General features: G+C 38.6%; 21 protein-coding genes and 2 pseudogenes. 10 read left to right on the top strand and 13 right to left on the bottom strand.

The genetic code is table 11. The features are described from left to right. Positions 1-3: 3 nt before the first annotated feature. Entirely contained in the window at positions 4-228 is a 225-nt protein-coding gene (locus FGD67_RS01300) for a sulfurtransferase TusA family protein (protein WP_257173328.1), read from the bottom strand. A 111-nt stretch (positions 229-339) separates the two neighbouring features. On the opposite strand from FGD67_RS01300, the gene FGD67_RS01295 reads away from it, so the two are divergent. From FGD67_RS01295 to FGD67_RS01275, 5 genes are all read left to right on the top strand, one after another. Next, positions 340-975, top strand: a complete 636-nt coding sequence (locus tag FGD67_RS01295) for a hypothetical protein (protein WP_257173327.1) — start codon at positions 340-342, stop codon at positions 973-975. A gap of 2 nt (positions 976-977) precedes the next feature. Further along, complete coding sequence (locus tag FGD67_RS01290; RefSeq protein WP_257173326.1) at positions 978-2,435, top strand: M48 family metalloprotease; 1,458 nt, start codon at positions 978-980, stop codon at positions 2,433-2,435. A gap of 51 nt (positions 2,436-2,486) precedes the next feature. Beyond that, a complete protein-coding gene (gene arsC / locus FGD67_RS01285) occupies positions 2,487-2,837 on the top strand; it encodes an arsenate reductase (glutaredoxin) (RefSeq protein WP_257173325.1) in 351 nt (116 codons plus the stop codon). Positions 2,838-2,842: 5 nt separating this feature from the next. Next, a complete protein-coding gene (locus tag FGD67_RS01280; RefSeq protein WP_257173324.1) occupies positions 2,843-3,238 on the top strand; it encodes a DUF2069 domain-containing protein in 396 nt (131 codons plus the stop codon). A 338-nt stretch (positions 3,239-3,576) separates the two neighbouring features. Beyond that, on the top strand, positions 3,577-5,526 hold the full coding sequence (locus tag FGD67_RS01275) for a hypothetical protein (RefSeq protein WP_257173323.1): 1,950 nt from the start codon (positions 3,577-3,579) through the stop codon (positions 5,524-5,526). A 313-nt stretch (positions 5,527-5,839) separates the two neighbouring features. Here FGD67_RS01275 and FGD67_RS01270 read toward each other — a convergent pair whose 3' ends face one another. Further along, complete coding sequence (locus FGD67_RS01270; RefSeq protein WP_257173322.1) at positions 5,840-6,187, bottom strand: RNA-binding S4 domain-containing protein; 348 nt, start codon at positions 6,185-6,187, stop codon at positions 5,840-5,842. 697 nt (positions 6,188-6,884) lie between these two features. Between FGD67_RS01270 and FGD67_RS01265 the strand changes: the two genes are divergently transcribed. Beyond that, positions 6,885-7,535 carry a hypothetical protein gene (locus FGD67_RS01265; protein WP_257173321.1) on the top strand — a complete coding sequence of 217 codons (651 nt, stop codon included), beginning with the start codon at positions 6,885-6,887 and terminating at the stop codon, positions 7,533-7,535. Positions 7,536-7,820: 285 nt separating this feature from the next. Here the strand turns inward: FGD67_RS01265 and FGD67_RS01260 are convergent, their stop codons facing one another. Then, on the bottom strand, positions 7,821-8,051 hold the full coding sequence (locus tag FGD67_RS01260) for a hypothetical protein (RefSeq protein WP_257173320.1): 231 nt from the start codon (positions 8,049-8,051) through the stop codon (positions 7,821-7,823). Between the two features lie 810 nt (positions 8,052-8,861). Between FGD67_RS01260 and FGD67_RS01255 the strand changes: the two genes are divergently transcribed. After that, positions 8,862-9,071, top strand: coding sequence for a transposase (locus FGD67_RS01255; protein WP_257173319.1), 210 nt, complete (start codon positions 8,862-8,864; stop codon positions 9,069-9,071). A gap of 79 nt (positions 9,072-9,150) precedes the next feature. After that, positions 9,151-10,944: pseudogene (locus FGD67_RS01250) on the top strand (FTR1 family protein); the annotation flags it as partial. A gap of 642 nt (positions 10,945-11,586) precedes the next feature. Here FGD67_RS01250 and FGD67_RS01245 read toward each other — a convergent pair. The 9 genes from FGD67_RS01245 to FGD67_RS01205 form a co-directional block, all read right to left on the bottom strand. After that, complete coding sequence (locus tag FGD67_RS01245) at positions 11,587-13,629, bottom strand: MacB family efflux pump subunit (RefSeq protein ID WP_257175195.1); 2,043 nt, start codon at positions 13,627-13,629, stop codon at positions 11,587-11,589. A gap of 3 nt (positions 13,630-13,632) precedes the next feature. Further along, positions 13,633-14,874, bottom strand: a complete 1,242-nt coding sequence (locus tag FGD67_RS01240; protein ID WP_257173317.1) for an efflux RND transporter periplasmic adaptor subunit — start codon at positions 14,872-14,874, stop codon at positions 13,633-13,635. A gap of 65 nt (positions 14,875-14,939) precedes the next feature. Further along, positions 14,940-15,725: a YbhB/YbcL family Raf kinase inhibitor-like protein gene (locus tag FGD67_RS01235; RefSeq protein ID WP_257173316.1), complete on the bottom strand. Its 786-nt coding sequence runs from the start codon at positions 15,723-15,725 to the stop codon at positions 14,940-14,942. A gap of 125 nt (positions 15,726-15,850) precedes the next feature. Next, positions 15,851-17,293: an ATP-binding protein gene (locus tag FGD67_RS01230; RefSeq protein WP_257173315.1), complete on the bottom strand. Its 1,443-nt coding sequence runs from the start codon at positions 17,291-17,293 to the stop codon at positions 15,851-15,853. A 9-nt stretch (positions 17,294-17,302) separates the two neighbouring features. Continuing rightward, the gene (locus FGD67_RS01225) at positions 17,303-17,986 is read right to left on the bottom strand and encodes a response regulator transcription factor (RefSeq protein WP_257173314.1); all 684 of its coding nucleotides are present in this window, start codon (positions 17,984-17,986) and stop codon (positions 17,303-17,305) included. Between the two features lie 112 nt (positions 17,987-18,098). After that, positions 18,099-18,359: a hypothetical protein gene (locus FGD67_RS01220; protein ID WP_257173313.1), complete on the bottom strand. Its 261-nt coding sequence runs from the start codon at positions 18,357-18,359 to the stop codon at positions 18,099-18,101. A 16-nt stretch (positions 18,360-18,375) separates the two neighbouring features. Further along, positions 18,376-19,062: a hypothetical protein gene (locus FGD67_RS01215; protein ID WP_257173312.1), complete on the bottom strand. Its 687-nt coding sequence runs from the start codon at positions 19,060-19,062 to the stop codon at positions 18,376-18,378. A 247-nt stretch (positions 19,063-19,309) separates the two neighbouring features. Next, positions 19,310-19,501, bottom strand: coding sequence for a hypothetical protein (locus FGD67_RS01210; protein WP_257173311.1), 192 nt, complete (start codon positions 19,499-19,501; stop codon positions 19,310-19,312). Then, positions 19,498-19,644: a hypothetical protein gene (locus FGD67_RS01205; RefSeq protein ID WP_257173310.1), complete on the bottom strand. Its 147-nt coding sequence runs from the start codon at positions 19,642-19,644 to the stop codon at positions 19,498-19,500. Before FGD67_RS01205 ends, FGD67_RS01210 begins: the two co-directional genes overlap by 4 nt. 920 nt (positions 19,645-20,564) lie before the next feature. Between FGD67_RS01205 and FGD67_RS21870 the strand changes: the two are divergent. Further along, a pseudogene (locus FGD67_RS21870) lies at positions 20,565-21,089 on the top strand (glycine betaine ABC transporter substrate-binding protein). An 89-nt stretch (positions 21,090-21,178) separates the two neighbouring features. Further along, positions 21,179-21,847: a nitroreductase family protein gene (locus FGD67_RS01190; protein WP_257173308.1), complete on the top strand. Its 669-nt coding sequence runs from the start codon at positions 21,179-21,181 to the stop codon at positions 21,845-21,847. A 610-nt stretch (positions 21,848-22,457) separates the two neighbouring features. Here FGD67_RS01190 and FGD67_RS01185 read toward each other — a convergent pair. Next, positions 22,458-22,631, bottom strand: a complete 174-nt coding sequence (locus FGD67_RS01185; RefSeq protein ID WP_257173307.1) for a hypothetical protein — start codon at positions 22,629-22,631, stop codon at positions 22,458-22,460. Positions 22,632-22,723 lie beyond the last annotated feature (92 nt).

Below are 22,723 nucleotides of genomic sequence, written 5' to 3'. Positions count from 1 at the left end.
TATTTATTTTTCCATTCTTATTATTAATTCAACAATATGCTCATCAACGTTACGTTGTTCAAAATAAAACCCTTGTTTGATTAACAATTTAGGAATATCTTTTTTAGAACCATTATCGCAAATGCGTATCAAACAACCATCAAAAGAGGTTAATTTTCTTAGTATCAAGCGTAAATTAACCAGTGGAACTGGACATTTATCTTGTGTAGCATCGTATTCGTATATCATAAATAAAAATATGGCCAGTGCTTTAGTTTGATTATCTAATTTGCGACAATTGATTACAATGACATTGATGCATTCTTTTGATGTATTTTTTAAATAATGTAAAGAGGTTAAATGAGCGAGCTTCCTGAAAATCCGAATCTTAAAGAAATCACCGCCTACAAAAAAAAGATAAACTGGGGGGATATACCCACTATTTATCAATTAACGATGAGTTCAATTAGTGATATAGATGGTATTTTAAGTCATGGCTTTGATAGTGCCTTTAAACAATTACTTGATCATAATAATTGGAATCTCAGTTTATTAGGCGAGAGAAAAGATCGAGCGGGCAACAGAGTTGTGATAAGTAAACCGAAAATAATCCTTTATCATAGTATGACTGAACAGCACTATGAATTACATTGTTATCCAATTATCGACAATGAACGTATACTACAAGCACAGCTTAATAATCCTGACTGTCCCTTTATAAAATGGACACCTGAAACGATGCAAATGTTGTTTAGATTGAACTCATTAATTCCTTTTATTGCCTATACTTTTCAACAAGGTGATAAGGCTGATTACGCTCTACTACGCTACGCTAATCAACGTGTTGAAGAGTTAATTACCTTACTTAGGGAATCATTTGATATTATTGACATCAAAGGCTATTCAATTGCCGAGTTTTGTAAAGAAATTTATCGTAAACATGCACGGTCTCAATCAACAGATAGCTTTGAACAGCCTGATAACATGGAAAATTAAATTTGTTTAAATTAAAGCCGCTTATCATCTCACTTGCCTTAGCGACATCGTTAACTAGCAATGTATTTGCCGCGAATACAGACAGTAATAAAAATAAACTTCCTGAAATAGGTTCAGCGGGCTTTAGCGTGCTGTCCATCGAAAAAGAACGCCAAATTGGTGGCGAAATGATGCGCCAAATTCGTGCCTCGCAACCCATACTCAATGATCCCGTTTTAACCGAGTATATCAATGATTTGGGCAATCGCATGGTGCGCAATGCCAAAGACGTCAATTATAGTTTTGAATTCTTTGTGATACGCAATGAAGAATTAAATGCTTTTGCCTTTTTTGGCGGCCATATTGCTATTCACAGTGGCTTGATCACAACAGCAAGCACTGAAAGTGAACTTGCCTCGGTTGTTGCTCACGAAATTTCACATGTAACCCAGCGCCATTTAGCCAGAAGGTTAGAATCACAAGACAAATCACAACCGATAGCAATGGCAAGCATGATTTCGAGTATTTTGCTGACCTTAATTAATCCAAGTATGGGTATAGCAGCACTGAGTACCACGATGGCGGCATCACAACAGGCTGGTATAAATTACACGCGAGGCAATGAAAAAGAAGCCGACCGTGTTGGCATATCTCTACTGGCAAACAGTGGCTTTAACCCACAGGGCGCCCCTGATTTTTTCTCGACAATGGCAGAAAAATATCGTTATAAATCAAAACCGCCAGCCATGCTATTAACTCACCCATTACCAGAATCAAGAATTTCTGACGCGAGAATAAGAGCACAGAATTATTCACCACGTCCATTAGCACCGAGTTTACAGTTTGAATTAGCTAAAGCACGTATTACTGCGCGCTATGAAGGTAATGCCAAAGATCATGTGATTAACTTTCAACAAATGTTAGATAAAAAGCATTACGCCATTGAGGCGGCAGCAAAATACGGCCTTGCCCTAGCACATTATGAAAATAAAGATTACCAAATAGCGGTCAATCAACTTGAAGCACTATTGAATGACGACAGCAGAAATCTATTTTATGTTGATGCGCTCACCGATGCTTATATTGCAGTAAAAGCTTATGACAAAGCCATAACAATGCTTACTGAGCTAAAGCTGTTAATGCCAAATAATCAAGTGGTAACCTTAAACTTAGCTAATGCTTTGACAGAAGCTAAGCAATATGAGAAAGCCGAAGTACTACTGCAGGACTTTTTAGTCGTAAGCCCTGGCAATTTTATTGCCAACGACTTACTTACTCAAATATATAGAAGACAAGATAAAATGGCATTAATGCACGCCACTAAAGCTGAGGTTTATGCCTTACTTGGTGCTTATCCTAAGGCTGTAGATGAACTGCAAACAGGCTATAACTTTGTTGAAGATAATCCGTTATTGAAAAAAAGAATGAAAGGTCGCATCTTGCAGTTACAAGAACAGCAAGAAAAACTGAAGCGCCTATAAAAAATCAGTTAAAATAACACCAAGCCATTTATATTTATTTAAGAGAAAAACATGTTAACTATTTATCACAACCCTCGCTGCTCAAAAAGCCGACAAACCTTAGCACTTATCGAAGAAAAGAATCAGCCAGTCACTATTGTTGAATATTTAAAAACGCCGCTAAATACAGCCGAAATATCGCAGTTAATGACCTTACTTAATGTTTCTCCACGTGACATGATGCGAACAAAAGAGGCTGAATTTAAAGAGCAAAATTTAGCTAATGCTGATGATGCAACGTTAATCGCTGCTATGGCTACAACACCTAAATTAATTGAACGCCCAATAGTAACGGATAATACCCGTGCGATTATTGGCCGCCCTCCTGAAAATGTTCTTTCACTTATACAAGTAAACGATTAATTAAAATGACCAATAAACCTCGTTTCTCAACGGCCACACTGAAAAAAATTACTCTATTGGGTTATTTTTCACTACTTTTTTATATGCCATTTTGGTTGATTTTTGCCAGTGATGATAGCGCACTATCGGTGCCGTTAATTTTTGCCATGTTTATCTTACCTTTACTCTTTCCATTAAAGGGCTTAGTGCAAGGCAACCCTTATACTTATGCTTGGTCAAACTTTATAGTAATGATTTATTTTCTGCATAGCTTAACCACATTATGGGTATCAGCAGATGAAAAGTTGTGGGCATTAGGAGAGTTTGTCTTAGCTAGCATTATGTTTATCGCGGGCAGCTACTATGCAAAATATCGTGGCCAAGAGTTAGGCTTAAGTATTCGTAAAAAGAAAGCAGAGTAGTTTAAATTACTTTATAACAAGCTAAATATCCTAATTCGCATTAGCACTAAGCACAGCTATATCAGCTAACTTAGTGCTAACTTCTCACCTTAATAGCAATAATCATTTAATTCAATCCTGAAATCCTTGATAGTTAAGATTTGGTATAAGTTATACACTTGATTTAACATGGCTTGTTTGTAATATTATTAAATATCACCATATAATTTGAGAGCAATGTCAGCAGCTTTGAATAAGTCAAAGACGATTTTCTAGCTAATTGCAGCCACAAACTGGTATGAATTTAATTAGACTTTATCGGGTCTGTTAATTAATAACGCATATAAATAGAGGCGTAAATGGATATTTTACTTAAGCAAAAATGGCTTTCAAACATAATGCTATTAGCCGCGCTAGCCATACAAGGTTGTGGTGGCTCTGATGGTTCAAGTAAGAAAAGCGTTAATGATTTTACCCCCATTGTCACTCAAACAGGTATTATTACCTTTGATGATGCGAATAAAATTGCGCAACCTGTTGAGCTCTTTATTTATTTTCCTGACGATACCTTAACTAATATCAACTGGCAGCAAACCGCTGGTAGCGATGTAACTTTTCATGCAAGCAACTCAAAAGCGATTGCCTTTACGCCTAACGTCGCTGGCGCATATAGCTTTGAAGTGACTTTTAACCGTAATGGCACTAATGAGATGTTAACCCATACGGTTATCATCTCTGATGAAAACAATCAGATTTCTGCTAGGTTAGGTCATGCGGTACTAGAAGGAAGTGATGTCTCTTTAAGCGCTTACATAGAAGCTACAGGAATAACGAGCAGTAGTATTCAATGGCAGCAAAATTCAGGGCCAAGCGTAACCTTTAGTGAATCAACAGCCGGCAAAAGCGCAGTATTTTTCAAAGCACCAAATGTCAGCGCAGATAGCTTATTAACTTTCACGGTCAGTGCTTCAGATGGCGCAACCCGCTACCAAGATAGCGTAACGATATTAATTGAAGATGCCGCCAACATTAGCAGTAATGATAACATTGCTTATGATACGCGTTTAGCAACTGTATTCCCTTTTAATACCAACTCCCCTTATGCTGATGTCTTAGTCAATTGCGTTTATAGTAATACCATTGATTTAAGAGAAACTTGTCGTTTCAATGAATTGCCGCTAATAGCACATGACACCACAACACCTAATGTTGAAGATATCATGGATCGCGTAGTCGTATCTCATCAGTGGATGGGACAAAGATTCAAAGAGTTTTTGCAAAATAGCGATCAGCATGGCGATTTTAAAAACTTACTGCGTGCCACAACAGCCATTGTTATTTCATATGACGTTCGCCCTTCCTATTACTGGGCCGTAACCGGTGCAATACACCTTGATCCTAATGATTTATGGTTAACACCTGATGAAAGAGACACCATTAATCAAACACCAGACTTTCGGGCATCATTTGGTGACGAATTAAACTTTGTTATGCCATGGCGTTATGTAAAAAATAATAGTTATGCAAATTTCTCCTACCCTATTTCGTCACGAGTAACACGCGATGCCAGTGACGGTATCTATGAACTTGCCGCTTTGATGTATCATGAATTAGCGCACGCAAATGATTATTTTCCACAAAGTGAATGGGCTAGCATCAACCAAAACCAGCGCATATTAGACAATGTTAACCAGCGGCTAAAAGACACAGGTATCGTTTCAGATAGACTAAGCACGGCAATGCCATTAAATGGAGCTGAAATGTACCGCTTAGCGCAAGTACGTTATCTAGGTGAAACCGCAACTGACAGCGAAAAAAATTATAGCCCAAGCGATGTTTCAGGATTTTTTAGCCCTGAGCATGCACCACACTTTTACAACTACTCAAGTAAGCGAGAAGATTATGCCATGCTGTTCGATGAGGTAATGATGAAAGCACGTTACAATGTCGACAGAGATATTGCCGTCACTAATCAACCTAGCAATGCGGGTGAAGAATATATCGTAACTTGGGGACAACGTGGTCGTATAGGTGAGGCTAATATCAAGCCTAGAGCTGAATATGTTACTCTGCGAATATTGCCTGAGTTCAATAACGCTAGCGAAGTTATAAATAATTTGGCGGCACCTATCGCAATGCAACAAGGAAAAACGTGGGCAGAAAACTTAGCGATTAGTCCGGTAGTTGAGCAAACTAAAAATATAGTTCAGGAAGTTGTAAGTTTATCTCAAGGTAAAAAACATCGGATCAATAGCGATGGTAAGATATTTTATGAAAAGCCTATACCCCAAAACAAAAACAAAAGTTAACGCTAAATAAGTATTGTCAAAAGTGATGGTGATTTTATTTAATCATCATCACTTTTGTCGTTTTCAAGAATTTTTATTATCGAGAGCTGTCATATCAACTGGCTACGCTAACCCTTAGGGACTAAAACTTGGGCCTTGTACTTTGAACTTATAACGTTAAATCAAAGCTGACAACAGTAAAGTCGCGTAATGCGATTTTCGCACCAGCGTGATTTTACGCTGTAAAGCTAAAGTACTCTATTGCACATAAGCTTGTCTTACTTTACTGAACTATTCAGCGCTTGAAAAGCTCTGCAAATATGATCTTTTAGCGTTACAACGATGGCTTAGTAATCGTTTCTGATGCAATAACACGCGCTTTACTTTTAGCTCTTTTTTTCTTCTTTGAATTTTTACTCGCTAAAACTACAGTACTAATAAACTCTGCTGATTCTTTGGTGGGATTATAAGCGAGCTTAATAATTTTACCGTTATATTCGATAATATCGCCGTGGCGAATTTTTTTGCGTTTTTGAACGACAACTTCATTATTTACTAAAACATGACCTTCACTGATCATGGTTTTAGCTTCGCCGCCACCGCCGACCATATTGGCAATTTTGAGTAACTTACAAAGTTCTATAGGTTCAACACAAATGTCGAAAGTTGAGTGTTCAGACATGAAATACGCCTAATAATTTTAAATAATAATATTGTTAAATTCTAACATATATGGAATAAAACATACATTAGGGATTCTTTATAATACTGGGCTAGCATAGATAGTAACTAAGTGCTGCTGGAATACTTTCAGATGATAATGAGAAAATGTACCGAAATTGAAAAAATAATAGCGCAAGTGGCTTAGCCAGCCCCTATTTACTCGTTTAGCATTTTCTAAAGCGCGACTAAACTTTAAAGTTCACTGATTAAATTTTTAAGTACTGACATGTATAACCTTGTTATAACACTGAGTGATGCAAGGCCAACGGCAGTATTATAAGTTTACAAGAGTCATAGCAACCAAGCCTGATTAAATAGCATAATGTCTGGCCCCTACCCGCCTTTCACATAATTGCATTGGCATAACCTTGCTGACTTTAGTCTTAAAGCATTTGCCCTGTATTTTCTAATGCCTTATTTTACAAAACAGAGGCGACTGCTTATATAGAATTGTGGCTTTTCCTCCCAAGTCACGAAATGAGGAAACCTTCCTCATTTCGTCCAAAACCCAAGTCATGTACTTTATCTGTAAGCAAGAAGTAGTAATAGCTGCAAAGATTTGTTATTAATAGGTTAAATAAATAAAGAGGAAACTTTCTGGTAGGAAAAAAGGAAAGTGTCCTCTGATAAAGTTGTTATAGCGCAAGGAGTATTCGTTGGAATTAGTCACAGTAAAAACTGCTAGTGTCGCAGTAAGGCCATTGTTTAATGCTCTGAGTGAAGCACACCAAGTATATGGCGCTTATAGAATAGGTGTTTTCCTTTCCACTATAGATACTGAAATAGAAACAATGTCAGTTGAAAGCCAACGCGAATTTAATGATTTTGTCGGTTGTAGTAAAACTAAAAAAGTTCTAGCTGATTATGCTTCTGCAATTAGTAACACTTCAAGTGAAATTTTACTTCGCGCATTGGCTTTGTTATTCATTGATGTAAATTTTTTTGAATTTTCCGAACAACAAAAAATTAGATTTGTTTCTTGTACTAATGGCATAGATGATTTGAAAGTAGAGCTGTTTATAAAATTAGCTTCTTTGCCCAAAATTGACATCGAAACTGTTTATCCTATATATGTTATAAACCATGTGAATTTTTCAGAATTAAATTTAAAGGTGGAGTTAGATGAGCTTTTTTCATATACAGAGTATTTTTTGAAGCAAGGTTTGATTTTGAAAGATCCTAGATCTGAATTTGGTGCTAATTTTCATTCACCCAAAAGTAGTGATTGGTCTATTTGTTTTGCTATTAGCCCAACATTACAACGTTTTGCTGCATTATTATCTAAAGCAAAATACCTTCACGGGTAAGCGCTATAACAAGTCATTTCAAAGGACTAAAAACAGCTGGCCGTGCTCGTGCCTCGCTATTTTGGCCAACAATTTTAAGCCTCTGAATGAGGCGTTGGTATCTAGGAGAGTATGGTGTTAGTTACAAGTTTGATCATCTCATTTATTAGTCTACTCGTAGCTGGTGCTGCTTTATACTTTTCGCATCTTCGCAAAGCAAAAATAGATGCTATTTTAGGTCCTGATTTTGATGTCTATCATCATGATTATGAAACAGGAACGTCTACTGGTTTTGTTATACCAATTTCATTTGTTAATGATAGCCTCCCAATTTGCTCGCGCATATGTTGGAAAGTCATCGATGCTCATCCCATCAACTCCCGCACTGCCTTTGTTCGCTTTTACACGCTTGTAGGCTGAGTCGAGATTTGTTGGAGATAGAACTTGTTCAAATAAGTTCTCATGTAAGGTTGGTGTTATTATGTCATGCCCGATAGCGGCAAAGCCTGGCGGCAATAAAGACCTATCAAAATGCATAAATGTTCCTCCTATAGTTAATGTTCAGGCCTTCACCATGTCCCAACCATTACGATGGGCATTGGGCTACTATGCCGTCTGCTGACTTCTTAATCACGTAGTTGGTTACCCAGATACGCGCTATCGATTTCATCTATTCGCTCTTTTGGGTTGATGACACTGAGAAGCCAAGACATTTGTATACCAGAGTCTTACTGGTGACAGGTCGATTGCTTGTTAAGCAGATCTCCCCAGATAAGGACATGTACTTTCTTTGCACTGCTGCATCATTTACGGTGGCCATAAGATCACATGGTTTCGTCGTCTTGTGCCAACTCACCTCTAGCCTACGCCTCATATGATGTTCTTGTTCATCAGCTCGCCTGCTTTGTAAATAGACAAGGCTAGCGGCTTCCTTCAAACCATTCCTCACGGAAAAGCCCTTGCCATTCACTAGTAGTTAGCGTTTAATAACAATAAGTTAAATAAACGGTGATCTTCCTACAGAGGACTTTCACCTCATTAGTTCATGCCCATGCTGGGCGTACACAAGTTACAGCATTGGAAAACCAACTCGCTCGCGCTCGTCGTTTTCCACTGTGTAAGGCGTTGAGGCTGTAGAATTTCTCCAATAAGGAAGATTTTCACGTTTCTTTTATTATTTTTAAATTGTATGTTTTTTAACCTTGTACGATATTCTTGTCTGTGATCTAATAGATATTATCCGGCGAAAGTGAATTCACATGGCTAACTATAAACCTGATTTATCCTGTCAAAGTAAGTTCACCCCCATTGATTTTTAACAGCAAATAATCCCCGGCACCTTTGAATATGCGCTTACGCATATTGTTGATAATCACCTTAATTTATCGAGCTTTAAACAATGGTATTAACGATAAAGGCGGCACAGCCGCCTATTCACCGTCTGTGATGCTAAAAATAATCCTCTTTGGTTATTCTCGTGGTTTTATCAACAGTCGTCTCATTGCCAATGCCTGTGAAACTAACATTAATTACGTAATGTTACTTATTAGGCCGTGAATGGTGATTACATTGCTAAGCAGATAGTTTACAATTAATAATAGTTATCATTACGAAATACTTTTAAAGGCTGTTTAGAATGAATAAGAGATCTGCCCACTTTGGGTATCCGAATACTTTTTCCAATAAAGTTCAGCAAAAGTTACTGAATTTAGTCACTGTTATTGTACTGTCGCTTGCTTTGTTTTCACAAGCGAGTGCTGCGCAAAGTGATCAAACATCTCAGTTACGTCAGTTGGCGCAATTGGCAGAGTATATTGGCGTTGACTATGCTTCGGCGGTAGAAGAAGGTCAGGTCGTTAATGAAGATGAATATCATGAAATGCTTGAATTCTCAGCCATTATTGCTAAAAGAATTTCTACGCAATTTGAGCACGAAAATAAAGCAGCAATTTATCAACAGTCATTAGCGTTACAACAAGCAATTAAAGACAAGTCGACAGTCAGTCATATTCGTCAATTAAGTGCTGATATGCGTGGCCAGTTCCTCGCTATTTTACCTGATTCACTGCTTCCTGAGCAGCTGTTATCAGCTCAAAGCACACAGCAATTATTCCAAGAAAATTGTTCTAGTTGTCATGGTCCGTCAGGGCAAGGTGATGGCATTTTAGCAAAAGGCCTATCGCCAGAGCCAACAAACTTCACTGATAGAGAGCGAGCAATGAATCGCTCATTGCTCGGCTTGTTCGATGCTATTTCTAATGGCTTAGACGATACAGCTATGCCAGCTTTTACTCAGCTTAAAGAGCAAGAACGTTGGTCGTTAGCTTTTTATGCCGGTAGCCTTGCCTTTAATGCAGACGACAGTGCTGAAAAACCCAAAGATCTTGCTTTGCAAAACTGGATTAACTTTAATCCATCTCAGCTAATTAATAGTGATAAAAATATTAATGCTGATTTTATTGATGCTTACAGAGCAACGCCTAAGCTATTATTTAGTGAAAAACAAAGCCCAATAAACACCACAAAAAGTCAGTTAAATGCGGCCTTAGATGCTTATCATAAAAAAGACTATGAAAAAGCGAATACCTTAGCGGTAAGCGCTTATCTTGATGGTTTTGAATTAATAGAAAATAGCTTAGACGCTAGAGATGCAGATTTACGCAAGGCTATTGAAGAAAACCTGATTAATCTAAGAAAAGTTATTAGCACTGGTGGTGAAGAAGCGCGTTTAATTGCCTTGTCAGCAGACGTGTTTAGTCAGCTCAACGAAGCCGAGCAATTGTTAACCGGGTCGGCTTTATCAAGTAGTGCATTATTTAGTGCAAGTTTAGTTATTTTATTGCGAGAAGGACTTGAAGCATTATTAGTGGTTATTGCACTAATGACGGTGTTAATTAAAACAAATCGCAAAGATGCGCTTAAATATGTCCATGCAGGTTGGGTGTTAGCGTTAATTGCCGGCATAGCGACTTGGGCAGTAGCACAATCAATTATTGATATTAGCGGTGCGAGTCGAGAAGTGATGGAAGGTGTTGCGGCTTTACTTGCGGCAGTTATGTTGTTGTATGTCGGTATATGGATGCACAGCAAAACCAATGCTCAGCAATGGCAAGCATATATTCAAAAACACATTAACACGCAATTGCGCGCGGGCACTTTATGGGGATTAACCTTACTGTCGTTTATCGCTGTCTATCGTGAAGTATTTGAAACCGTGCTGTTTTATCAATCATTATTAACTCAAGCGATACCAAGCCAATACTCTGTCGCAGTGTCAGGTTTTGCCGCAGGCATTGTGATTTTAGCGGTTGTTGCTTGGGCTATTTTAAAATACTCAATAAAGCTGCCTATTGCTCGTTTCTTCTCTATGACAACCTATTTATTGCTCGCTTTAGCGTTTATTTTAATGGGCAAGGCGATATCAGCGTTACAAGAAGCGGCTGTGATCGGCATTTCAGCATTGCCAGTTCGCATTGACCTGCCATGGATTGGTGTCGGTTCAACGTGGCAAGGTGTGCTTGCACAAACGGCTATTGTATTGTTTTTTGTGTTCTATCGCATGAAAACCAAAGAGCAACCGTTAACAGCTAAGTAAATCTTGTTGTATTAACGCATACCTGCTCGACTCTATGATGCAATGTCATGGAGTCGAGCGGGTATATCTTCATTAATACGAGCCATACCTTTAAATTTCCAAAAATACATAACCTAACTGTATTTAGTGATGCCTGAGTAAAAGGCACGTTAATTAATGAATATTTTTCGCCTTGTTATACCAATTCGACTAAGTTTCTTCCCAGTCAGTGAAATTTAAAAGCTTTAGAGGCATTGATTGACGAGAATGGTTATTCTCGACAACTGCTCCTGCGTTGTTCTAATGACTCACATCCCTGTGAGAACCTTATCGAAATTAATAACGCGGCCCGTAAGGCTTTTAAAATCAACCTTCGAGAACAAACTTAATAGACTTGCTATTACCTCAAAAATTAGCTAATAGCAGAGACTAAAATGAAAGATCAACAGCCCCTAAAAAAAACATTTCCATAACACTTACCTACTGTCACACTCCCCCCTAATCTCTTGATAGAGCCTCAATAGGGTTCAGTTTTGCCGCATTACGGGCTGGAAGATAACCAAATAGAATGCCAATGAGTGTCGAGCAAACAAAAGCGGCAATGATAGATACACTAGAATATATCATTTGAAACTCACTACCTGTATAGATGAAGAGCACCCCGACCAAATAAGCTAGCCCTATACCTAGTGCGCCACCACAGAAGCAGACCAATACGGCTTCAATCAAAAATTGACGTAAAATATCCATCTGCCTGGCGCCAACGGCTATGCGTATACCTATTTCCTTGGTGCGCTCAGTTACTGAAACCAACATGATATTCATGACGCCAATCCCACCAACTAACAACGAAATGAACGCAATAGCAGAAATGAGTAACGTCATGGTTTCAGATGTTTTTTCTATACTTTTTCGTATGGTGTCAGTGTTGATAGTAAAAAAATCCACCGTGTCATGCCGCATGGTCAATAACTTAATAATTCCTTGTTCTGCCATCTCACTTGATACATTTGCGTCAACCCTTACGGTGATGTCATTGACATAATCTTGCCTGAATATTCGTCCGGATACGGTGGTATAAGGTAACCAAACATTCAATTCATCACTATTGCCTGACATACTTTCAATTGGCTTGGTCACACCAATAACGCGTACCGGCAGTCGACCTAGAAAAATAACATTACCGAGTGCATTACCGCCTGAAAAAAGTGCTTGTTCGGTGTTCACGTCAATGACCGCAACTTGTTCTAGTGCATCGATGCTGTCTTCGCCAAAGTATTGTCCTTTTGCTAAGTCATAACCCCGTACACGGAAATACTCAGTGCCAACACCTTGAACAGAGCCGGTAACGGTTTCACTTGAATAACGAATAGCGACATTCGCTCTAACTGTTGGCGTAGCGCTATCGACAAATGATAATGTTTTAAGCGCCTTGGCATCCTCAGCCGTGAGTGAATGCACGCGACCAGAGCGACGGTCTCCACGACCTGTTCCTGGTTTTATCTCTATGGTATTGGTCCCCATTGAGGCAATGTTATCCATAATTGTTTGCTGCGATCCCGCGCCTAATGCGACTACTGACACCACTGAAGCAATACCAATGATGATCCCCAGCATGGTAAGAAATGTACGCAAACGGTTATTGGACATGGCAATAATAGCCATTTTCAAGGCTTCAAAATAACGCGACCAGTTAATACGCTCGCGAACTTTGTTCTTAGCTTTTTTATTAGGTTTTTTCTTAGCTTTGTTATTAGCACTTTCAGGTGCTTTACCTGCAACTATTTTGCCTTCAACTACTTTGCCTTCATTGACGACTCTATAAGTTTCTTGTTCAATGTTGCTAGGGTTATTGCCATTAGCTTTATCGCTAATAATTTCTCCATCTTTTATCTCAATAACGCGATCAGCAAACTCTGCGATATTAGGATCGTGTGTTACCAAAATAATGGTATGACCATCGCCATGTAGCTCCTGAAGCAACTTCATCATCTCATCGCCACTGGTGCTATCTAATGCTCCAGTTGGCTCATCGGCAAGAATAACGTCGCCACCATTAACTAAAGCTCTGGCGACACTCACGCGTTGCTGCTGACCACCACTCAGTTGGTTTGGTTTATGATCTAAACGATCGCCCAAGCCAAGGCGGGTAAGCAGTTGCTTCGCTTTTGCTTGTCGAGAGTGTTTATCTTCATTGGCATACAATGCTGGCACTTCGACATTGCCCAGTGCACTTAAATCACTTAAGAGATGATAACGTTGAAAAATAAAACCAAAGTATTCACGTCGTAATGCAGCAAGTTCATCTTCCCCCATAGTGGAGGTATCTTGTCCATTGATAAAATAACTGCCTTTGTTTGGTTTATCCAGACAGCCAAGAATGTTCATTAGTGTCGACTTTCCTGAGCCAGATGCGCCGATAATAGCGATCATTTCTCCGCGATTAATCTGCAAGTTAATATTTTTTAAAACCGTAAGTTCATTATCCCCCGCAGTAAAACTACGGCTCACATCGACAAGTTTTATCAGTGTATCAGTCATCATTTATAACCCTCGGCCTGAACCCGGACCACCTTGACCACGCATGCTGCCACCTGCAAGCCCAGCCATTGGGCTGCCTATAGCATTAGAGGAAGCAGTACTGTTAAGACCTGAAGATTGACTAATCACTATCTCATCACCTTCGTTCAGCCCTGATAATATCTGTGCGTATATTTTATTATTAATGCCAACGTCGACATTTCGATATTCAGCTTGGTCGCCATTTTTCACTAGCACCTGATAAGAAGCCTTTAGGCCAGATCTTTTAACTAACACTTGTGATGGTACCAGTAAGGCGTTTTCTGCTTTTTCAAGAATAATAGAAACTTGTGTTGTCATGCCAAAGCGCAATAACTTATCTGGGTTTTCAACATCAAACAGCGCATTGTAATAAATCGCTTCATCGTCACCAATTTTCAACGAGCTATCGTCACCGCTAAGTAATGTTGGGCCTGGCTCAATGGCGCGTAAAACACCGTAATATTTCTTACCTGTAGCACCCAAAATAGTGAAATAAACTTTTTGCCCTGCACTAACGTTTATAATATCGGCCTCTGAAACCTGTGCCTTAATGGTCATGACATCAAGTTGTGCCAGTTCAATAATACTCGGCGTACCTTGATTGTTATTGACCGTTTGCCCCTCTTCCACCGAAACATAGATGACTGTGCCATCGATAGGCGACTCAATAAGGGTGTAACCTAAATTAACCTGAGCATTATCGACACTGATAATAGATTTCTCTTTCTCAGCATTTAATTGATCTAGCTCTGCTCGATAAACTGCCAGTACAGATTCAGCAGTGTCATAGTCCGCTTGTGAACTCGCGCTAGTCGCCAGCATCTTTTTGCTTCGCGTAAACTCAGCTGTCGCCACTTTTATTTGAGCTTGCTTTGCCCGTAACTGAGCATCAATGCTCTTGAGTAAAGCTTCGGCTTCTTTTAAAGCATTTTTTTGGGTCAAATTATCGATTTGAGCAATAAAATCACCTTGCTTAATTTCATCGCCCAACTGAACACCAATTTTTTCAATCAGCCCTGAAATTTGAGCACCGACACTAACCAATTTAGACGGATATAACACACCGTTTGTGAGTACCACACTCTCAATATTACCTCGCGTAACACTATCGGTGATAAATACCGTTTGTACCTGCTGTGACAAGCTGTATTTGTAGCCTGCACCTGCGATGATAACGGCGATAAAAAGGACTAATAGCAAGGTCTTTTTAATGTTTTTTTTCATGTCATTCTCTCAATTTCTGTACAGATATATTTTATAACGGTGCTTAACTAGAGCTTCAAAGCAGCTTACCTTTGAGAAGCACTAGCGTGAGCGTCTTCATCGGTTGTACTTTTAGCTTGCTCACACAATGGTAATGTTGATGGTGGATGCCTTTTTTCTTCTTGCTGATTATCTTGTTGACTACCTTGTTCCAAGCGAGGTTTTGCTCGCGATTGGCAACTGCGCTCAAAACTAACGGTTAAAGCGTCAGAAGCTAAGACAACACCATGCATACTTGCTCGTAAAGTTTCTGCTGATACATGTTTTGAGTCAGGTAGCACTAACATTTTTGAAAGTGCATACAGATGAAATGTGTAGTTTTTTAAGCCTGGACCTTTTGAACAAGGTGGCGCATATTCATTATTATCATTGACTACATTGCTACCAAACGTACCGACTGGCTGCTCGTTTTCTTTGTTAGAACTAACATCCACGTTAGCACCCGATGCAATACCAGAGACACTCGCTGGAATATTGTAAACACTCCAATACCAACGTAACCCTTCTGGTTTTTTGGTTTTAGCTTCTTTGTGCCGTAAAGGAGGTGGATTTTTATTAGGTCTATGATCTATGGGCATATGATCCATAATCAGCACCAAAGACTTCGCATCATCAGGCACACCTTGCCAATTCAATGGCGGCGAAATACCGTCACCTTCACAGGTAAACTGAACGGGTAGTACTTGATTATCTAAAAACGCAGGGCTGAAAAGTTTAAGGGCTGTATCGGCTTTAGCTGCCGTTGACATTAGTAGTATCAAGCTTGCTATCGATACAATAGGAATAAGGGAAGCAATATTTTTGATTTTCATGACCAATCTCTTTAGCAATTAAGGCAACCATTTATGAGTTACCCTAATTCTAACGATTAGCCATTGGCTATGGATGACAATATTGTCATTTAACTTGTCATTTCTAACTTATTATTTCTAACTTATTATTTAGTTATCGGCAACGACAGTCGCAGAGTAAATAGCTCTTTATCGCTCGCTTCAATAATGAGCTCGCCATCATGTGCTCGGGCAATTTCTCGCGCTAGACTTAGCCCAAGGCCGCTGCCCGACAGTCCTTGCATGTGCTCAGGCTCGCCACGATAAAAACGTTCGAATAATTTAACTCTCACGGCATCTGACATAGGCAGACAAAAGTTACTGATAAGCACGTCTATTTGACCGCCGTTTTGTTTAGCTTGAATAGTGACTCCTTTCTCATGCAGGCTGTAGCGCATCACGTTAACCAGCACATTATTTAGCAGCTGTCTTAGTAATACCGCATCACCTTGGATGATTAAGGCTTGTTCAATCGCACAATGTAGTACCAACTCATCCGACAACAGTTCCATATCGGCAGTTAACTCATCTAATAAGTCGGTTATATTTATCGCTTCGAGAAGTAGCGCCATCGAGCCAGCATCCGCCTGCGACAACAGTAGCAATTTTCGTGTAATAGCCGACAGATGCCCCACTTCATCAAGAATGGCATTGAAGTCTAATTGCTCGGTATTTTCATTGATAACGGCTTGTTCAAGCTTGCCTCTTAGCACCGTCAATGGCGTTTTAAGTTCATGAGCCGCATCAGCGGTAAAGCGAGAAATTTGTTGAAAACTATCTTCAAGTCGCTCTAACATCGTATTGTATGCAGCAATTAATATTTTAAACTCTTGATCTGCTTTATGCTCGGGCAAGCGGTGGCTAAGGTCTTTTTTTGTCACCATATTCATTGATTTTTGTAAGCGGTTTATCGGTCGTATGGTATTACTCGTAATAAACCATGCACCAAGAATACAAAGTAATAAAGAAAAAGGGATCACAACGATAAGTGCCTCTCGTAAGGTACTTTTTAGTTGGTTAGTAGTTGCGGAAACGTCAACAGCAATAAAGCTTTGTGCTTCCCCAGTGTGATAAAAACTTGCTCGCCATTGGCTTTTATTATGTTCAAAGAAAACAAGATGACAAAGCACCGTTGCCCCATTTCTATCCGCTGAGGTAAATTGCTCTTCACTCTCACTGTTTAACGTACTTATTACTGCTTGAACGTCTACACCATCAGATTGCGTCAATACACCAGACTCATTCGATTCAACGAATAACATCAGTTGACTAGCAGAGTTAATACGCAACTTCTGCGTTAAATCATTAATAAGCCAGTCATCAGCATTATCTGTGTTACTTGCCATGGGAAAGGTGCTCAACGGACTATTTCCACGACGTTCTTTACGCAAATAAAAGTCCATTATGCGCTTTTCTTCCATACAAAGACGGGCATCAAGTTGCTCAAGCTCCACTTTCATAATACGTGACCAACTTAAGCTAACAATAACCGCGAGCACAGCACTTACCGTTAAGATAGATATAGAAAAAATACGCGTACGAAACTTCATTTTATCACCTTAACGTGGGCTTAAACGGTAACCTGTACCACGCACTGACTCAATGGCACCAACCATTTTTCCTGCACTTTCCAGTGAGGTAAGTTTACGGCGAATACGTTTAATGCAGACATCGACAACATTGGTGCAGGGATCAAAATCATAGCCCCAAACATGCTCCAATAATTGTCCGCGTGTTAAGACTTTATTTGGCGAGCGCATTAAATATTCCAACAGGCTAAATTCACGACTAGTGAGTTCGATAGATTGTCCCTGACAATTAATACTGCGGTTAATGCAATCAAGCTGCAACGAACCTACTTCTATTACATGTTGTTGCGTGCCGGCATGTCGTCTAAGTAATGCCTGGATACGAGCATTAAGCTCTTCTACATAGAAAGGTTTTGCTAAGTAATCGTCAGCGCCCATTTCTAAGCCCTGAACACGATCACCAAGTTCATTACGAGCAGTCAGAAGAATAACAGGCGTATCGATACCCATTTGACGAATAGAGCGAAGAATATCTAAGCCATCGCGACCCGGAAGCATAATATCGAGAATGATAATATCGAAAGTGTTTTTACTCGCAATCTCATAGCCCTGGTTACCATCAACACAATGGGTAATCGTGTAGTTTTTTGTTCGCATGCCTTCACAGATAAAGTCAGCAATTTTTTGTTCGTCTTCAACAAGTAATATCTTCATTGAATTGTATCCTTAAACAACTCATCAAAGTATCTCACCTGAGGCATCGCTATCGCAACAAGTATGACAACATTGTCATTTAACACCAAGTCTATTAAGCATGATTTAAAGCTTACTTGAGGTTGAATACTGAAATTGTTGATGGTGCATCAGGTTTGGTATTAACCATTGTTGGGACACCGAATGCGGCATCAAAGTTAGTTACATATGCTTGATCACCTCGAACAATAACGTCTCCAGATCCATAAAGTGCTTTAGACGTTCGATCCCATTGAATACCATCAGGTGCAATCATTCCTTTAGCAAATAATGTTGTTAGATTCAAATAGCGTGTAAATATACTTATATTAAGCCTACCCGCTTGAACAGTCATTAAACATACATATTTATCAAGCATTCGTAGTATTGTTCTTCTCACCTAACAACATACTGCCATCATCTAAAAATCTTAAAATAATATGTTTACCTTGGCGGTTATCGTCAAATAAGTAGCTGTATTTATCAGCTATTCTTTCTCTATCTGCTTGAGTTTTTGCAATCGACATTTCATCACGGAAAGCTTGACCTTCCATAATGCCAGCATAATGACTTGCTAAAGCGGCGGTGGTTCGTAGTGCATTTTCAACTTTTGGATTTTCTGCAAAAGCCTGTTTTAGCTCTGCTGCATAAGCATAATCTGTTGGTAAAACTAATTTTCCTTCTGTATCAAACTCAATCGTCGCGGGTGGTGATGGTATGTCATATTTTGCTAATAATGCGTTAAACTCTTTTTGCGAATATTTAGATAAAGTATCAATATTATGAGCAGTAGGAAGTAATAACGGTATATCATTCAAATTGACCGAGCCAGATTGTAGTCCTGGTGTAAGGTATTCATCAAGGTTAATTTCTTGTTGGTCACCTTGTGTTGTATTCATGTTAAATACAGCATGCTCGTTTGATTTTTCTACTTCTTCAACCGCATACTTTTCTTGATAAGCAGCAAATATATCATAAAAATTACTATTGCTGTTCAATGGTTCGGATTGTTGTACACCTTGTGAATGTGATTGAAAAACTGTATTTTTTATTTCCATGTTACCCTCGCTACTAAGCGTAATAATTTACATAATTTGAGGTAAACCCAACCAACTTGTCATAACTTTCAGGTGAACTAAGTCCTTTAGTGCCCCAACTCATAGACATTTTATATAACTCAGATTGTTCATCCTGCATTGGTACAATACTTATTAAAATATCTTTATCGCTCTGCCCATTAGCTCATCCTTGTGAAATTATTTCATTTAAGTTAATCATGCCCATTGATGGCATTCTTCCAATGAGTCAGTTGACTCGTTGTTCTAACTCTTCAGAAGTAGCATTTTCAATAAACGTCATAGCATTTTTTCGAGTATCCATATTGTTGATGCCTTGAGACGTTTTATAGGCAGGAGCTTCGATAGACTCTGTTTTACTATTATTGGTAGATGTCTGTTGCACAGCATAACTTTGTGAGCTAACTGAATTTATCATCATATTTTCCTTAATATTTCACATTTAGTTACTGTATCTGTAGTAATTTCATGTTGAGTGGTGATGTTGGCGTTAGTTATATTAGAGGCAATAGTATTATCCATTTGATAGATACGATTAACTTGGTTACTAGCATTTATTTGCATAATATTCTCTGATGTAAATTAAGAGCCAACGAATAGTTCCTTAAAAAAAGCAAAGAATATGCCATAGAATTTACCTTAGATTTTAGACATAAATAGCTCATCAACACTTCTTTTTTTAAGAGAAGTAGGCAAATTATTGCCGATAAAAGTACAAGAGTGGCAATAATAGGACTATTTAATAGAAGCTTATTTGTTAGCGATTAAATTGCGCTAAAGGAGGATGTAGATATTTGTAAAATAATCATTTCAAATAAGAGCAAATAACTGACCGCAATGCCGGAACAGCAGTCTTTAACTAAATAAGCATTAAGGTCTATATAGCGAACAAAGTAAGCTTCTTTATTGGAGATTTGCTTCCCTCTTCAAAGGTTGTCTGAATAGCAGAACTTGTAGAATTCCCACATACACATTTAGTACAAGCAATATCAATGACCCTAGATTGCCCTTTTGTAGGCTTAAGCAAGTGTTTAGCGAGGCTATTGGTTCATTATTCATCTACACTCCCCCACCTCACAGTACAGCAAAAAACCATTAAAATAGGATGCTAATCTATTGTTTTATAAAAAGTCCTCGTACAATTATGACCACAACAGATAAGCTGAAGCCCTATATTTATCAGTGCTATTAATGAAAATGGCTACTAAATCACTTGAGTAGCTACAGTTTAACTTATGCCAAGTCTATTAAGTTTGTTCCCACTCAGAGCTTAGTAAAATTGGCATTAATAGCCCGACTTATTATAGGTGTTTTTTATCGCTAACTTTTATTATCTATTATTATTTGATAAAGATTCAATTATTACACTGTTTATAACACACCAATACTCACCTACTATACCTTCAAGCAATAAGGCTGCTCATAAATGAACATAAGATTTGGACGGCCTTACTTTCAGTTTAGATAAACACAGTGAGTAGCAAATGATGAAACCGTTAAAAAGCATTTTAGTCATAGCAACACTTTCACTAGTAGCAAGCGCTTTTACAAGTGTTAATGCCGCAGAAGTGTGGCCACTTGAAAGCGTAACAACTTTTACTCAGTACCGCGGTGCTGGTATTACTCATTTTTCTATCAACATGATGAAAGAGTACGGGTTAAGCCAAGCAGGTTATGAATTTTTCACTGGCACAGAAGGTGATTGCTTTAGTGCTTTTGAAAATGCTATTGCGACCAACACATGGTGCGTAGTAACACTTTGAAAGCCTCAATTTTTACACCATAAACATAAGATACGTGAACTTGCAGACCCTAAAGGTTTACGCGGTAGTGTTGATACAGCGGTATTATTGTTACGTGAAGATAAACAAGCACTTTTTAGTCAAGCGCAATTAGAAACGCTCGGTAAGCTACACTTTTCAAACGATATTACTGCCGCGCTTGATTATAAAGTTTGTACAGAGCGACAGATATTAGATGCAGTAACTCGCCAATGGCTCAACAAATAAGTAATTAATTAGTTATACGGGCTTTGTTTTTAATAAAACGGCTCAACATAGTAAGCATCGGCCAAACAGGTCACCTAACGGAGAAACCCATGATCCAATCAAACACGACTCATCCAATTATTAGTGATTTAGAAAAACGTTATACTACTAAACGCTATACCACCAAGCGTATTCCACAAGATGATCTAGACGTAGTTTTTCAAGCTATGCGTCTTTCTCCTTCATCAATTAACTCGCAACCTTGGAAGTTTATTGTTATTGAGTCTGATGAAGCTAAAGAGCGTATGCATAATACCTTTGCTAATAAATTTCAATTTAATCAGCCACATATTAAAACAGCGTCGCACGTTATTTTATTTGCTTACAACCCTGAATATACTCGCGATGATTACGCACAGGTCATCGATGCCGACATTAAAAATGGTCGTACCCAAGCAGAGAACCGTGAGCAAGCGTTTGGCGCTTTTGCTTTTGTTGATATGAATACAGATGAGCAAGGCAACAATGCAACCTGGACTAAAGCGCAGACCTACATTGCTTTAGGTAACACCATGCATGCAGCCGCGCGTTTAGGTATTGATTCTACCCCTATGGAAGGCGTAGATGCTGAGCTTATTGGTGAAATTTTTGAAAAAGAATTAAACGGTTACATATGTGACGTAGCATTAGTGCTTGGCTATCACGATGACTCTGAAGATTATAACGCTAAGCTACCTAAGTCTCGTTTAGCTAAAGAGCAAATAATCCAAGTTTTATAAGCTTGTTAAAAAGCTTTAAACGCTAACCAGCCTAAGCGTTAGCGCTCACATTAGCTTAATAACCCCAGTTCGGGTTAAGCTACTTTACCCAACAATGCTATTTAAACGCTTATCAGCGTTATTTTTACAAACCAATCGCTCGCTATTGGTTTGTAAAAATTCCTTGCTAAGCGCCTAAATTCCATCATTGCGTTTTTTTAACCTTTTACTTAAAAAATATCGTGAACAATTTAGCCAATAACACTATGAATCAATAGGTTATAAAGTCCATTAACCCGAACTGAGGTTAAGTATATAATTTCATGGGATATGCCAAAGGTATTTAGTAGTGTAGATGTGTAATATAACGAATAATCGGTAAAAAACGGGCTAATGATTGAAACATTATCCTGATTTAATCACTAATCAATTATTAAATTAATCGCCTAAAAAAACATGGTTAAGGGTGTTTAATAAAGTCGTTATTTAGCTTGCTTGTATTTAAGTAATTACTAGCAATAGTGCATAGCACCCTATTATATTACTGCCTCAGCTAAAGGTTTAAATCTAAATATATAATAGGAGCTTTGTTTTCTGCCTTGCCATTATTGAGTTGTGCAGACAGCGGTAACTACGCTGCCCCCGTGTACATGTAGCCCTCAGGACCAATACTTACGCCGTCAGACCATATCATCTCTTTATCATAAGTATAATCGCGGTACTGGCCTGTTTTAGCATCTATAACACCTACCGTACGTTCACCAACAATGGTTAAGCAAAGGTTATTGTCTGCATCTATGCTCAAACCACCGTTTACCGGTTTTTGTGCATATTGTTCTACTCGCTCGCCTATTTACTTATCGGTTAATTACTCATTGGCAATATCGGCCACTTTAA

The organism is Colwellia sp. M166 (assembly GCF_024585285.1).
GTDB lineage: Bacteria > Pseudomonadota > Gammaproteobacteria > Enterobacterales > Alteromonadaceae > Cognaticolwellia.
The sequence above is the reverse complement of the archived record's forward strand: the minus strand, read 5'-3'. Positions and strand labels throughout refer to the sequence as shown.